Source organism: Ornithinibacillus sp. 4-3, from assembly GCF_040958695.1.
Lineage (GTDB): Bacteria > Bacillota > Bacilli > Bacillales > Amphibacillaceae > CALAMD01.
The window spans coordinates 24,085-39,273 of record NZ_CP162599.1 but is presented as its reverse complement, the minus strand read 5'-3'; the positions used below and the strand labels follow the sequence as shown (position 1 = coordinate 39,273).

Annotated in this window: 16 protein-coding genes; 2 read left to right on the top strand and 14 right to left on the bottom strand. The window is 36.0% G+C overall.

Annotation, left to right across the window (positions count from 1 at the left end; translation table 11 throughout):
• Positions 1–101: 101 nt before the first annotated feature.
• From AB4Y30_RS00175 to AB4Y30_RS00160, 4 genes are all read right to left on the bottom strand, one after another.
• Positions 102–1,544 (bottom strand): aminotransferase class I/II-fold pyridoxal phosphate-dependent enzyme, encoded by a 1,443-nt coding sequence (locus tag AB4Y30_RS00175; RefSeq protein ID WP_368653530.1) that lies wholly within the window; start codon positions 1,542–1,544, stop codon positions 102–104.
• 185 nt (positions 1,545–1,729) lie between these two features.
• Positions 1,730–2,947: an NAD(P)/FAD-dependent oxidoreductase gene (locus AB4Y30_RS00170; protein ID WP_368653529.1), complete on the bottom strand. Its 1,218-nt coding sequence runs from the start codon at positions 2,945–2,947 to the stop codon at positions 1,730–1,732.
• Positions 2,940–3,335: a (2Fe-2S)-binding protein gene (locus AB4Y30_RS00165; RefSeq protein ID WP_368653528.1), complete on the bottom strand. Its 396-nt coding sequence runs from the start codon at positions 3,333–3,335 to the stop codon at positions 2,940–2,942. The genes AB4Y30_RS00170 and AB4Y30_RS00165 overlap by 8 nt, the downstream gene beginning before the upstream one ends.
• Positions 3,328–3,600: a (2Fe-2S)-binding protein gene (locus tag AB4Y30_RS00160; protein WP_368653527.1), complete on the bottom strand. Its 273-nt coding sequence runs from the start codon at positions 3,598–3,600 to the stop codon at positions 3,328–3,330. The genes AB4Y30_RS00165 and AB4Y30_RS00160 overlap by 8 nt, the downstream gene beginning before the upstream one ends.
• A 437-nt stretch (positions 3,601–4,037) precedes the next feature.
• Here AB4Y30_RS00160 and AB4Y30_RS00155 point away from each other — a divergent pair, with 437 nt between their 5' ends.
• A complete protein-coding gene (locus tag AB4Y30_RS00155; protein ID WP_368653526.1) occupies positions 4,038–5,222 on the top strand; it encodes an NAD(P)/FAD-dependent oxidoreductase in 1,185 nt (394 codons plus the stop codon).
• A 157-nt stretch (positions 5,223–5,379) separates the two neighbouring features.
• On the opposite strand, the gene AB4Y30_RS00150 is transcribed toward AB4Y30_RS00155, so the two are convergent.
• From AB4Y30_RS00150 to dnaX, 10 genes are all read right to left on the bottom strand, one after another.
• Positions 5,380–5,580: a sigma factor G inhibitor Gin gene (locus AB4Y30_RS00150; RefSeq protein WP_368653525.1), complete on the bottom strand. Its 201-nt coding sequence runs from the start codon at positions 5,578–5,580 to the stop codon at positions 5,380–5,382.
• Positions 5,581–5,810: 230 nt separating this feature from the next.
• Entirely contained in the window at positions 5,811–6,743 is a 933-nt protein-coding gene (gene tatC, locus AB4Y30_RS00145; RefSeq protein WP_368653524.1) for a twin-arginine translocase subunit TatC, read from the bottom strand.
• Positions 6,744–6,763: 20 nt separating this feature from the next.
• Positions 6,764–6,970, bottom strand: a complete 207-nt coding sequence (tatA, locus tag AB4Y30_RS00140) for a twin-arginine translocase TatA/TatE family subunit (RefSeq protein WP_368653523.1) — start codon at positions 6,968–6,970, stop codon at positions 6,764–6,766.
• A 33-nt stretch (positions 6,971–7,003) separates the two neighbouring features.
• The gene (locus AB4Y30_RS00135; RefSeq protein WP_368653522.1) at positions 7,004–8,716 is read right to left on the bottom strand and encodes a GMC family oxidoreductase; all 1,713 of its coding nucleotides are present in this window, start codon (positions 8,714–8,716) and stop codon (positions 7,004–7,006) included.
• 13 nt (positions 8,717–8,729) lie between these two features.
• A complete protein-coding gene (locus AB4Y30_RS00130) occupies positions 8,730–9,482 on the bottom strand; it encodes a gluconate 2-dehydrogenase subunit 3 family protein (RefSeq protein WP_368653521.1) in 753 nt (250 codons plus the stop codon).
• Positions 9,483–9,971: 489 nt separating this feature from the next.
• Positions 9,972–10,238: a pro-sigmaK processing inhibitor BofA family protein gene (locus AB4Y30_RS00125; protein ID WP_368653520.1), complete on the bottom strand. Its 267-nt coding sequence runs from the start codon at positions 10,236–10,238 to the stop codon at positions 9,972–9,974.
• 101 nt (positions 10,239–10,339) lie between these two features.
• Entirely contained in the window at positions 10,340–10,555 is a 216-nt protein-coding gene (locus AB4Y30_RS00120) for a YaaL family protein (RefSeq protein WP_368653519.1), read from the bottom strand.
• A 143-nt stretch (positions 10,556–10,698) separates the two neighbouring features.
• Positions 10,699–11,295: a recombination mediator RecR gene (gene recR / locus AB4Y30_RS00115; RefSeq protein ID WP_368653518.1), complete on the bottom strand. Its 597-nt coding sequence runs from the start codon at positions 11,293–11,295 to the stop codon at positions 10,699–10,701.
• An 11-nt stretch (positions 11,296–11,306) separates the two neighbouring features.
• Positions 11,307–11,627, bottom strand: a complete 321-nt coding sequence (locus AB4Y30_RS00110) for a YbaB/EbfC family nucleoid-associated protein (protein WP_368653517.1) — start codon at positions 11,625–11,627, stop codon at positions 11,307–11,309.
• A 136-nt stretch (positions 11,628–11,763) separates the two neighbouring features.
• Complete coding sequence (dnaX, locus tag AB4Y30_RS00105) at positions 11,764–13,440, bottom strand: DNA polymerase III subunit gamma/tau (RefSeq protein WP_368653516.1); 1,677 nt, start codon at positions 13,438–13,440, stop codon at positions 11,764–11,766.
• 538 nt (positions 13,441–13,978) lie between these two features.
• On the opposite strand from dnaX, the gene AB4Y30_RS00100 reads away from it, so the two are divergent.
• Complete coding sequence (locus AB4Y30_RS00100; RefSeq protein WP_368653515.1) at positions 13,979–15,154, top strand: M20 family metallopeptidase; 1,176 nt, start codon at positions 13,979–13,981, stop codon at positions 15,152–15,154.
• The last annotated feature ends 35 nt before the right edge of the window (positions 15,155–15,189 follow it).

Below are 15,189 nucleotides of genomic sequence, written 5' to 3'. Positions count from 1 at the left end.
GCCTTTATTACTCCTTCATCGACTTTCTTCATAAAATCTGCACCGATATCGAAGTAGGATGTTTCTTAAGCTGCAATTTGGAATATTTTAGCTATATCTCACTAAAATATTCTATCGTGAAAAAATACATTTATGCCTTGTTCAATATGTTGATGCTGTATCTTCGCACCCTGTTCAAGGAACTCTTTTACAACATGAACATGTTCATGTGTAATTTTTTCTCCTTTTAAAACAACAGGGATTCCTGGTGGATACGGAATAATTGCTTCCGCCGCTACAAAACCAACTGCCTCTTCTAACCGGATTTCCTTCGTTGGCAACTGAATCATTTCTTCATAGGATAGAGCCAGTGATTGAATCCGTTTTGGGAACAGGTTAGATACATCTATTATATCATGATTTTGGCTATTTTTTAATTTTTCGTTGATTCTTTTTACAGACTTTTTGAAATTAGTAGTCACATCCATTGGCGCTAATCCATGAATAAGCAAAACTTGATTATGTGTAGCTAATTCTGGATAAATTCCTTCCTGCTCTAATAACTCTGCTAATGCAAATCCACTGATTCCATTCTCTGTTTGTAATGTGATTTTCGTTGGGTCATCCTGATCTAATACTGGCAAAACAGTACAAGCAGCTAATTCACTTAAAGTCTCACGTAGCTTATCTACACTGGTTAAAATAAGCTCTATTTGTTCACTTGTTAAATGGGCTAAAAAGTAACGAGCTACATCTAAAGAAGCTAATAAAGGGTAAGAAGGACTGCTGGATTGAAGCATTTGCAAAAAATGTGCAATTCTCTCCTTTTTAATTCGATCAGAATTCACATGTAGATAAGAAGCCATTGTCATTGCTGGTGCCATTTTATGTGCTGATTGTACAACAATATCTGCCCCTTGTGCTAACGCTGATTCCGGAAAAGGAGCTCCTAGAGAAAAATGCACTCCATGTGCCTCATCTACTAAAACAGCCATCTGATGCTGATGAGCCAATTCAATCATCTGACGTAGGGAAGATGCTCTTCCAAAATAATCTGGATACGTTAATACAATAGCTTTTGCCTCTGGATGCTCGTCAATTGCCTGCTTTAAAATTTCTAAAGATGGATAAGTATGACGCTGATATAGCTCATCATAATTAGGAGCAATAAATATTGGCTGAGCACCTGCAAGCTCCAAGCCATTCATCACAGATTTATGACAATTGCGCTGAACAATAATTTTATCTCCACGTGAACAAGCGGCTAAAATCATTGCTAAATTTCCAACTGTGCTACCTCCTACAAGAAAAAAGGTTTGTAGCGCATGAAAATATTCTGAAGCGAGCTGTTCTGCTTCTCTTATAATCCCTTTTGGTGCATGTAAATCATCAAGTCCTGTTAGCTCTGTTAAGTCAATTTTCAATAATGGATTGAAAAATTTCTTCAGATATTCTGGAAAAACAACTCCATTTTTATGACCTGGAACATGAAATGAAACAGGGTGCTTATTACTATATTTCAACAATTGTTCCAAAATAGGCATATGATATTGCTTTTTCTCCATTTGAGTCCTCCTTTTTCAAAATCAAAGGCGCATAATGTACTAGTACATCCTGTACGTCAGAGCCATCTTAGATAAAATATAAAAAAGACGCTTCCATTTTCATAACAGAAGCGTACTTTGTACATCATATATATTCTTATTTCATTTGTTTATATAGCACATATAATATAAATAAAGCCGATCTATTAGTTATTTGCTTGCTCTTGAGCAATGTATGTTTGATGAATGCGTTGACGACCTTCTCTAATACCAGGATGGAATTGGATACTTGCATTGTCACGAGTCCTATGTACTTGTTTTTTCGCTTCGATGATGCTGAATTCGAGATCTGCATTTTTTCCATACTTACGGTTAGCAATAGAGATTCCTGCTAAAGTTCCTTGATCTTTAGCTACTTTACTACTTTCAATTCCTGTAATATTACCTGCAACGAATAAACCATCCACCGGTGTCTCCATTTGTTCATTATGCACAGGAACATGTCCACCAAGTTCCTCAACATATTGGAATGGACAACCAATGACAGCAGCTAATTCAGCAAGTGGATATAGACCACCAGCAATACATACGAAATCTACTTCTACAATTTCCTCTGAGCCCGGAATTACTTCTCCATCTGTAGTTAGATTCGCGAGTGTAACAGATTCTACTTTATCTGTTCCATTAATTTGAATCATAGATTTACGAACATGGATAGGCATATCTCCCATCTTCACGCCGCCTTTTGGAAAGAACTTCACAGCAATATCACGAACTAATGGATTATTTGCAAATTTACTACCAAAACGAATGAATGGAGATGGTGCTAAATGCGCTACTCGAACAAGCCCTTCCATTACTGCTTTAGGATTCGCATGGTGTTTATTTACTGCATTTTTCGCTGGAAGTACCATACTATGTAACTCAACACCAGCTAACTGAAGCTCGATAGCAATTGCTGCGGATAACACATTAACTCCTGCTACAATTCCTTTATTTCCTACACGCACACGATGAACATTTGTCATAACTTGTGCTGCACCAATAGACATAACCCCTGGTAGTGTCCAACCTGGAATTGGTGCTGGTGATTCTGCTGCACCTGTTGCAATTAATAAATTTTCAGAAGGGAATATCCCTTGATTTGTATGTGTATTGAAACCAGTTTCTGTCTTTTCAATATGATGTACAGATACACCGCATTCAATTCTTGTATCAAGCTCTGCAGCACGATCTACAAGTTTCTTTGTTTCCAAAATACCATTCCACCACTCGCCACTTGGCTCTTGATGAAGCTGACCTAGTAATCTTCCACCAGGCTTTGGAAACTCATCTACAACTAACACATCTAAATCTAATTCACGGCAAGAAATCGCGGCTGATAACCCAGCAGGACCAGCTCCGATAATTACAACATCATGCATTCGGGTTACCCCCTTTTTTATAATTTTTTGCATAATCTGCGTAAGTTTTAGGTAAATCTTCTACATCTGGATGTAATGGATGAGGCAATACCTGCCCACTATCTACAGCCATGTTTTCTTCAATTAGAGTTACACAAGCACGGTATCCTTGTTTTCCATTTACTGCTACTCGACACTCAAAGCAGTGACCGATATTACAGTAAATACTACGCGGATTTCCAGTAGCTTCTTGAACACGAAGTTTACGAATACCATTGGCTAATAAGGCAGATGCAATTGTATCTCCCTCAAAACCTTCGTATTTTTTTCCATCAAAAGTAAATGTTATTTTTTTCGGATTCCCTAAGCTTTCTAGCACAGGATGGTCCATAATACGATTTTTATTCATTTATTTCGTTCCCCCTTAGCCCAGATAATGAAAGTGGACGTACAGGTGGCGATACTTTCAATGGAATATCATGTCCAGGCTTTTCCCCTGTTACCTCTTCTAATACTGCATCTAAAGCCGGACGACATGTACGTCCTCCACAATACCCCATACCAGCTCTTGTTCTAAGTTTGACTTCTCGAGCTGAACAATTATATTTTTGAGCGGTATTTTCTATATCCTCTAGTGCTACCTCTTCACATCTACAAATAATTGTTCGTTCCATAGGATTAAATTCCTCCTTTAATATTACAGTTACACTTGTTTATCTTTTTATAATATAATATATATTAAAATTTGACACGATATTCAACCCTATTCTATCATACTTATGTTAGAATAGAATTGTCTTTTGAATAAAAAGTTTTAAAAAATAATAGTTATTATTTATTTAAGATTCTCCCCGGAATTTATCTTCCTTCAGCACAATATGCTCATCTTCTATAGATGGTGAAATGAAGGGTTATTTTTCTTCCCGTGTAGTGGAAGACTAAACCCTGGCTCTGGCTGAATAAAGGTAAAACTTCCGATAGATGTCACAGATTTTTTATAACCTACAGGACGTGAAGGTTTTTTGATAACTTCATTTACTAAGATGAACGAACAAAAATCTGGACGTAATTAATATATAGAAAGTTAAAGAAAAAGGAGGACTTTTTAACAATGTCTATTAAAAATCAAGCAGAAGTTGCCATTATTGGTGGCGGTATTGTCGGCTGTTCCATTGCATATTATGTGGCAAAAGCTGGAATTGATTGTATGTTAATTGAAAAAAACGATATCGCAAGTGGTACCTCATCAAAATGTGATGGGAATATTACTATTGTAGATAAGGATCCTGGTTTTGATAGTTTAATGTCTCTTAAAAGTCAAGAATTAACAGTTGAATTAAAGCCTGATCTAAGAATCCCATTTGAATATCGTGAATCTGGAAGTATCCTTGTATGTGAAAATGATACAGAAATGGAAGCAGCGAAAGATTGGGTTAAAATTCAAACAGAAGCTGGATTAAAATTCAATCTATTAGATCGTTCTGATATCCGCCAAGAGTCTCCTTTCTTTGCAGATGATATTCCTGGTGGACTAGAGTGTGAAACAGACTCTTTAATCAACCCTTACTTATATTGCTATTCTTTAATTGATCATGCAAAGGGTAATGGACTAAAGCTTCATACACAATCAGAAGTTACTTCGATTAAAAAAGATGGCGACTTTATTATTGAAACAACAAACGGAACATTCCGTGCGAAAAAAGTTGTTAACGCATCTGGAGTTTGGGCTCCATTTATTGGAGAAATGCTAGGTTTAGATATTCCTATTATTCCAAGAAAAGGACATATTCTAGTTGGTTCTAGAAATGAACCAGTTATGATGCGTAATGTTATGGAATTTGGTTATTTAATGAACAAATTTGGTCGTGAAAGAATTACAGATGCACGAACTGCTGAACATGGGGTTGCACTTGTATTCGAACCAACAGAAAGCCAAAACTTCTTATTAGGAAGTAGCCGTCAATTTGTAGGCTATGATGGAAGAATTGATATTAATGTTGTTAAAACAATGGCAATGCGTACATTAAGATTCTTCCCAAAAATGAATGATTTCAATATTATTCGTACGTATACTGGCTTCAGACCTTGGACAGAAGACCATTTACCAATTGTATCTGCTGTTGAAGAAATTCCTGGATTCTACATTGCAGCTGGACATGAAGGAGATGGAATTAGTTTAGCAACAGTAACAGGTAAATTAATTGAAGAACTAATTCAAGAAAAATCCGATACAATTATCCCTACAGAACCATTAAGGTTCAGCCGTTTCAAAGAAAAAGCAGCTGTAAAACAATAAAGAACGAAAAAATAAAAAAAGATAGTTTCCTTTATAGGCGACTATCTTTTTCTATGCGTTAAGAAATTATAAAAGTTTTGCACAAATCTGTTCTTATTCAGAGCTAGCGTTGTCTAGCTCTGCGCTTTTCGTTTTGCTTTTATGTTTTTTAAAATAACTAAAAGGATACCCCATCTAAAGATAGGCGATGCACATTCTTCAGTCTGTGTACATAATCATCATATTGTTCTTGTTGTGGATCAGCACTAACTATTTGTTGCTCACATGATTCGCAAATAAAAGCACTAATAATTCGAATTCCTTCTTCCTTCTTTACATCACAAATACAACAACTATCTACTCCTACGCTAGCAATCATTTCCCTTTCCACCTCCGTTAGCTAGTATTCTCCTAATCTAACGAATTTATACCTGCATTACTTATTTGAATCATACATTATATGCTATGTTTCAATATCTTGTTCCTATACAAGAAAAATGATCTACTAACAAAGTTTTTGCACCTTACGCCAGTCCTTAGCGACGCTGTTTGTGAATGAATTCAAGGAAAAATAATTCTCACTTTACTGTTACAGCCCCACAACCAAAATTAAACATCTGCTGGTGCTGCTTGTCTAAATTCTATTCGTCTGACAATGACAATACTTATTTCATAAAGTCCTATCATTGGAATAAGGACAATTAACTGACTAATAAAGTCTGGTGGCGTAATTAATGCAGAAATAATCCCAAGCGATAGGTAAGACCATTTACGTATCTTCGTCATTGATTCTGTTGTCAAGATACCAATCACTGCTAAAAACATCGCTACAATCGGCAATTCAAATAACAAGCCAAGTGGAATAGTTGTCAGAAGTAAAAAGCTTGCGTACTCTTGAGCTGATACCATTACATTAAAATTAATCGCTCCTAGTGATGTTAAGAAATTATAACTAATTGGATTGACGATAAAATATCCAAATGCGATCCCACCAACAAATAAAAGTAACATAACAGGTGAGTAGAAACTTAAAAACTTGCTTTCTCTTTCAGTTAATCCTGGACTAACAAATTGCCATAAAAAGTGACATAGAAATGGTAAAGCTAGTCCAATTGCAAGTGCTCCTGAAATAGACATGTAAAATTTTACAACTTCTAATGGGCCTAAAATAATCAGTTCATGACCACGCGTTACATATGGAAACCAAAAGTTAATAGTAGAAAGAACCAACACAAAAATCAGTGCAAAAACAATAGCGCCTTTAACTAGCTGCTTTCTTAAGTCTGTTAAATGTTCCATAAACGTTGGTTCTGGCTCTGACTGAGAGGAAGGCTCAAATGAATCCTTATTTGAATCTTTTTGATTTGAATCTTTTTGATTTGAATTTTTTTGGGATTTCTCTTTCTGTGAATCCTTTTTTTCATTTTCAGCTTCATTTTTAGTTTCTGCAGCTTTAGATTCTGATTCTTTTGGACTTTCTTCTTTTTTCGCCTTATCTAGTGGACTCAAAATCTGCTTATTATTACTTTCATAAGGATCCATTTTGTCACCAACTCTCTATGTTATAATTCTTTTTTCTCTTCCTCTTTTACTTTTTCTTCTTTTGTATCTTCTTCAGACATCATATCTCTTGTTGATTTTTTAAACTCCGATAGCGTTTTTCCAACTGCAGAGCCCACTTCTGGTAGCTTTCTTGGACCAAATAAAATTAGCACAATAACTAATATAATAATTAATCCCGGTATACCAATAGCAGCTAATCCACCCATTCTCCTCATCTCCCTCTTTATTAAAACCGTAATTTATACTAGTGAACCACCATCTTTACTGTATTTAATAATCCCTTCTGCACAGCGGTAAGCAAGTGCACCAACTGTTCCTGTTGGGTTATATCCACCATTATGCGCGAAATTTCCTGCACCTACAACAAATAAGTTCTCCGCATCCCAGTGCTGTAAATAATTATTAACTACACTAGTTTCAGGGTCAGCTCCCATAATTGTTCCTCCAGTATTATGCGTCGTTTGGTATGGAACAATGCTGTAATTTTCAATCGGACTATTTGGGACAACGGTGTGAGCACCCATCTCTTCCATAATTTCTGCTGCTCTTGCAGTAATATATTTATGCAGGTTTTTATCTTGTTCCGTAAAATTATACGTCATCTGCACAAGTGGGACACCGTATGCATCTTTATAAGTGCCATCCAATGACAAGAAGTTCTCCTTATGAGGCATAGATGCACCCTGTGTTCCAACACTCAATGATCGGGTAAAATTATGAATAGATTGTTTCTTAAATTCTGGTCCCCATGTAGGTACATCTGGCAAAGTACGATTTGAGGCTATTGGTCTTACTCCCGGTTGTGTAATTGACATACTACCACCATGAATAAAGTCTAAATCACTATGGTCGAAGTTATCACCATTGAAATCATCAATCGTCATACCAAGTGCTCCTGCTCCCATAAATGTGTTCATCTGTTCATCAAAGTAGCCAGTCGCTCCAGGTAGTATTTGATAACAATAATTTTTACCCAGTGTTCCTCTTCCAGTATCAGGGTCATACTGTTCACCAATATCAGACACCATTAATAATTTTGCATTGTTAAAGACATAGCTTGTTAATACGACTACTTCAGCAGGTTGAATAACTTCTTCCCCTGATTGCGTATCAATGTATTTAACACCTGTCACTTTATCTCCATTTTTTAAAACTTCTGTTACATTCGCATGAAAGTGAATTTCAAAGTTTCCTGTTTTAAGTGCTGTAGGGATAACAGTAACTTCTGGTGAAGATTTTGCACCATATTCGCAACCAAATCGTTCACAGAAACCACAATATTGACATGCATTAATTGTTTCCCCATCTGGGTTTTCATACGTTTCAGATAGGTTGGCAGATGGTAACATGAATGGTGAATATCCTAAGCTTTCTGTTGCTTTTTCAAATTTCTTCAGGATTGGTGTTTTTTTCATTGCTGGTGTTGGAAAGTCAGCTGAACGATGACCAGCAAAAGGATTTTTCCCATCTCCAGAAATTCCTGCCACTAGTTCATACTGATAGAAATAGGGCTCTAATTCATCATATGTAATGCCCCAATCTTGCAAAAGATAATCTGATGAAAGCTTATCTTTTCCATATTTCTCATCGGTTAATGTTTTAATTTCAAAATCATAAGGTAAGAAGCGCCACACATGTCCATTCCAATGCGTTCCTGATCCTCCTAATCCTTCTCCTAATAAAAAGGAACCTAATTGTCTCATTGGCAAAGCACGCATCGAGCGGTCGTTTCTAAATGTAATCGTTTCTTTCGATACATCTTGCATTAATTCGTAACGAATACCATAGCGAAGCTCATCATGGACACGTAAAAAATCTTCTGTTCCTCTTTCTTTTCCTCGTTCTAAACCAGCTACTTTCAACCCGGCTTTTGCACATTCAGCAGCGATTATTCCACCTGTCCAGCCTAATCCAACTACTGCAACATCTACTTTATCTAATGTTTTTGCCATGTTCTGTTCCCTCCTAGTGGTCCATGCTACTTAATGATTGTGGTTCAATTTTCATAAATTCTTCACTTTCAATTTCTGATATATACGCCATCTGGTGACCTGGGAAATCCTTCATTCTCCATCCATCCATATTTATATTTCCGTTATAAAGTGGATCAGCATAAGCACCTTCTAATGTTGCTTGACGTAGCATTTGGAAAAATGTAGAAGACGAAATACCTTTCATCTCTACTTCGTCTTTTTGGAAAGCTGTAAGAATCTCATCCATTTGCTCCCCTTCTAAGTTAGCGAATCCATCATCAAATCTGCTTCTTGCTTCTTCTTCAATTTTTTTAATTCCTTGTAAGAAAGCCTCAGCTCGGGTTAAACGACTTTGATACCCTTGTGTTGGTGCTCCCTCATAAAAAGGACCTTGCCTGTACTCCCTAGCATTTTGTCCATAACCTCCAGCTAACTGGTTGTCAATAAAATAAGGTACTCCGAGGCCAATGGCTCCAGGGCCTAAATCATCCTCTGGGAAAATACGTTCAACTGCTTGAGAAAGAACGTTGAATTCATTGTTAGTCGTGAAAAACATCCGACCGCGATTTTCTACCCCTTGATGTCCTGTTTCATGTCCCTCTTCTGATCCTGTTTGATCTGCACCTTGCTTAATGTTATATCCTACGAGTCCTCCTATGAGTCCTCCACCAACTACAGCTCCTGTAGCTATACCAGTTGTTTTAAGGAAATCACGTCTTGATACACCCTTTTTCTTCTCTGCCATTTTAATCCCCTCCTTCTTATTTAGTAATAAATTATACACCTGATTTTTAACTGTTTCAAGAATTGAGACGCTAATATCAGAAAATTACAATGATATCATATATATGGGATTTATTATAAAAAAGCATGTCCCTCTCAAACCCTAGAAACAAAAAATCAATAGTATTACTGTACTCAATGGTTGTCCACTCCAGCTTGAAGACACTCATAGTACTGTTATTGTTTTCCCTTATATATTAAGTTGTAATCAAGTAATCCTAAGAAATAAACATAGAATCTTTACTGAACTTTACCCAAACAAAAAACAGTTCGCTTATATTGTCATCATTACGAACTGTTTTTATTCATCTACTCAGAAATTTAATTAGTTAGATCGTTCTTGGCGTGCTCATTTATAATTTTTTAACTTCTTACGCTGATTTTTCTACTATTAGGCAATAAAAACTTTACACAGCGAATTTAATAAGCGTTAAAAATTATATTTATCAGCTTATGTCACTAAAAATATTTGCATTGCAGCTAATGAGACAACCCCCAGAATACCGAGAAAGCCTGAGATGAAGACCGTAAATAAATTAATTGGAATATGCAATCCAAATTCCCCACCAAACACATTAAAAAAGAATAAAAAAAGCACTCCAATTCCTAACTTTATCAAACTTTGGCCTACAAATTTTGTTGGCTTTGGAGGCGCTCCAATAAAGAATAATACAATAATCAACACTACCATCACTGCAATAACAATGGTTGAAGTCAAATAAATAACCCCCTTTTCTCAGCAATTAAGAATACGACCGTAAAAACACTGGACTGACTCCTTCATTAGCTTATGAAACAAGGGGGGTATTTAGAACTTCTCTAGCGGTAGCGAAAAGCACTTACTTTTCGTATTTTAGCTTCCCTAATTAGACACATATATTTCGCTTGAGAAACACCGAGAAAGAATAAATTAAAATCGGATGGCTCAATACTTTGTTCAACAATTGCCCTCTGTTGCTTCCATTCTCGCTCTATCCGGAATAAGGCATTTAATAATTGTTGATCTACATGTTCTTTCTTTACACGTTTTCTCATATCCTCACCTAACCTTTTTTAGAAATATCTTCTAAAAGTATTACGTTTTTGATTTTTTGCTCAAGCCTGCTTGAAAGTTTTGTGTCTTTTACATTAATAGTGCATGTTCAAAAAGTCCGATAGTCCTCTTTTTGAAAAAAATATTATAGCTCTCTTCTTCCCTCTAACGATTTTGCTAATGTTACTTCATCCGCATATTCCAAATCTCCACCAACTGGAAGACCATGTGCAATTCTTGTTGTTTTTATTCCAGATGGCTTTACCAATCTAGAAATATACATTGCTGTTGCTTCTCCCTCAATATTTGGATTTGTTGCTAAAATCAATTCTTTTACATTTTCATCTTTTAAACGATTAATTAAGCTTGGGACATTGATGTCTTCTGGTCCAATCCCATCCATTGGAGAAATCACACCGTTAAGCACATGATATTTCCCACGAAATTCCTTCATTTTTTCCATTGCAATAACATCTTTTGGATCCTCTACTACACAAATAATAGATTCGTCACGGGATTGATCCTGACAAATCGAACAAGGATCCTGGTCCGTAATATGGCCACAGACAGAACAATGTGTTAGCTCGCGTTTTGCACTGACCAAGGAATTAGCAAAGCTTAATACATCATCGTCTTTCATATTGATGACAAAAAAAGCCAGGCGGACTGCTGTCTTCGGCCCAATCCCTGGCAATTTTGTAAAACTATCTATTAGTTTAGATATTGGTTCTGGATAGTACATTAAAGCGCCTCCTAGAACATTCCAGGCATGTTTAAGCCTTTAGTGAATTGTCCCATTACTGCATTTGTTTTCTCATCTACTTGATTTAACACTTCATTTGTTGCTGTAATAATTAAATCCTGTAGCATTTCTATATCGTCTGGATCAACAACTTCTTCTTTAATTTGTACATCAGTAATTTCTTTTTTACCGTTTGCAGTAACAGTAACCATTCCGCCGCCAACAGATGCCTCAAAAGTCATTTCATGTAACTCTTCTTGTGCCTGCATCATTTTCTTTTGCATTTTCTGCATTTGTTTCATCATGTTTCCCATATTACCCATGCCTTTCATTGGTAACAGCCTCCTTAAAAATAACTTCTTTTTTATTAAAATAAATGGATTCGACCATATTAAATCAAACATATTGTAGTCGTTCCATGTCCTTCTATCAACAATTAGCTTTGTTTAAGAAATACATCCACTGGAATTAATCATTAACTTCAATTAATTCATCACCAAAAAGTTTACGTGCTTCTTCTACTAATGGATCTTGTTCTTCTTGTTTTGGTGTATCTTGATTTGCTAAGTAATCTTTACGCACTTCTGGCCAATCTTTAGCTGGTATTGGGACGATAGATAATCTTTTCCCTAATGCATTTTCTAATGTTGATTCAATTACTTCTCGATTATCTACGAATAACGAGCAATGGATCTCATAACGGAATGCGACAACTAAACCTCGCTCTGAAGCAGCAGCTGGCTTACTATCTTGAATAGTTGCATGTGCTGGAGCATTGATTGCCTTTAATTGACTTAAAAAGGAAACCCATTTTGTATTAACTTCTTGTAATGCAGCTTTTTCCGCTTCATTTAAAATCATACGTATTTGCTCATATGGAATTTTAAAACGATTTGCCTTAGCCATCTTTCGCGTAGGACGACTTGCCTCTCCTTTAGCATTTGCTTCTGCTACCGGAGCTTGCCTTAACACTGTTAATTCCTTCTCTAATCCCGCTAAACGATTAGTTAATTTAGCCATGGCATCTGAATCAACAGAAGCTGTTTCTCCTTGTACTTCTTTATATGGATTTGTAATCGATAAAATTGCAATTTCAATGAATACTTTCGGACTATTTGTCCATTTAATTTCCTGCTGACATTGATTTAATTGCATCATCGCTTGTTGAATCCAATTGATAGAGACAGATGTAGCTAGTTTTTCAAAAGCTGTATCGACTCGAGCCCGTTCCAGCATATTTTCTAATGATGGTGCACTCTTATATAAGAGTAAGTCCCTTAGGAAATAAATCAAATCATAAACAAATCGCCCAGGGTCTTTTCCATTCTGAATTAATTCGTCTAATAGGTGTAATGCGGTTTTGACATCCTGTTGATGCATTGCTTCAACAATGTCTGTTAGAATCTGCTGTGACACTCCACCAGTTACTGCTAGTACATCTTCTATATCAATTTCTGTTTCCGCATAAGATATTGTTTGATCTAATATGCTAAGTGCATCACGCATTCCGCCTTCTGCTGCTAGCGCAATTACCTCTAATGCTGCATCAGTAATCTTGATATTTTCTTCTGATGTTATGTGCTTCATACGTTCAATCATCACTTTATTCCCAACAGGCTTAAAATCAAAACGTTGGCAACGTGACATAATCGTAACAGGAATCTTATGAGGTTCTGTAGTTGCCAATATAAACACAACATGTTTTGGAGGCTCCTCTAATGTTTTCAACAATGCATTAAATGCATTTACCGAAATCATATGAACCTCATCAATAATGTATACTTTATATGGAACAACACTAGAAGCATATTTTACTTTATCACGAATTTCACGAATATGATCGACACTTGTATTTGATGCTGCATCAATTTCAATTACATCAGATATTGAGCCATCCAAAATTCCCCGACAAGCTGCACATTGATTACAAGGTTCTCTTGTAGGTGCTGCCTCACAGTTAATTGCTTGCGCAAAAATTTTAGCAGCACTTGTCTTTCCTGTTCCCCGAGGCCCAGAAAATAAATAAGCATGCGAAAATTTCCCTTGCTCTATCGCGTTTTGTAATGTTCTTGTTATATGTGATTGTCCAACTAAATCCGCAAATGTTCTCGGTCTCCATACGCGATATAATGCTTGATACGCCATAATGCACGATCCTTTCCATGAATTCTTATTAATTATACCTGAACAGAGGGCAAATTGTGAACCATAGTGAATAAAAGATTCTCCTTTTCTTTCTTTTCTCACTGGTAGACTGGTTAGATCCTTTCTTGAAGCTCGTTAAATTCTCCTTCTCTTCTTTAGTCGCTATTTACTTATATATTTGTTCATAGATTTGACAAAAATTAAATATAATAATTCTTTTCTAATAAAAATTCGTCTATTTTACTATTTCTATTTTCCCAGATTCCTTATACCTACATGTCTTACTAGATTTCTAGCTCTATTTTTCAGTGCAAAATCCTTGTATACCATTGAAAAAACGGCTATCATTTACCGTTGACAACTAATTATTCGGGCACTATAATCAATTGGTAGCTCTAATAACGTAACCTTTTTACGTCAGAACTATCAGAAAAATTTAAAAATATACTTTGAAGTCTTTCAAATGCACTTGGCATACCCAATGGTCATTTGTCAGAACTTACTGACTTTTTAACGAAAAAAAAAGGGAGAGATCTATATGGATGTACAAACTTTATTAAAAGAAGTAGAAGAATTATATCCAAAAATGGTTGAGATTCGTAGATATTTACACCAAAATCCAGAACTATCTTTCAAGGAAGAGCGCACAGCAAAATTTATCGCTGATTATTTAACAGACTTAGATATTGAAGTACAAACAAAGGTTGGCGAAAATGGTGTTGTTGGTCTTTTACGTGGTAAAAAAGAAGGAAAAACAATTGCTATTCGTGCAGACTTCGATGCACTACCAATTCAAGACGAAAAAGATGTTCCATACAAATCAACTGTCAAAGACGTAATGCATGCATGCGGGCATGATGGACATACCGCAACATTGCTTGCAGCTGCAACAGTACTTGCTAAACACCGTGATGAATTAGCAGGAAATGTTGTATTCCTTCATCAACATGCTGAAGAACAATTTCCAGGTGGAGCAAAATCAATGATTGAAGCTGGATGTTTAGATGGTGTAGACATTGTTATAGGTTCACATTTACAAAGTACATTACCAGCTGGTGTTGTTTATTATCGTGAAGGGTATACAATGGCTTCTGCTGATATGTTTAATATTACTATTTCTGGAAAAGGTGGACATGGAGCTTCACCACATGAAACTGTAGACCCATTAGTAATTGGTAGTCAGCTTGTAACAAATCTACAACAAATTGTAAGCCGTAACGTAGATCCTATTCAATCTGCAGTAATTACAGTAGGTTCTTTCCACTCTGGTGAAGCACCCAACGTTATTCCAGATACAGCTGTTATTACAGGTTCTGTTCGTTCATATGATCCAGAAATTCGTGATTTATTAGAAAATCGTATTAAACAGCTAACAGAGTCAACTTGCGCAGCAAATGGTGCTACATGTGAAATTAAGTATGACAGAGGCTATGCATCTGTTTATAACCATCCTACTGAAACAAAATATATTAAAGATATTGCTACAGAAGTTCTCGGTGAGGAAAATGTAAAAGAAATCGAACCGAAAATGGGAAGCGAAGATTTTGGTTATTTCATTCAGGAAAAACCAGGAACTTTCTTCTTTACCGGAGCTCGTCTAAGCGACTCTGAGCGTGTATATCCACACCATCACCCTCGTTTTGACTTTGATGAGGAAGCAATGATTTCTACTGCTAAAGTATTTGTGGCAGCTGTTGCTAAATTAAATGATTAATTTTTATAAAAGTGCGTGTTCAAAAAGGTCAGTAA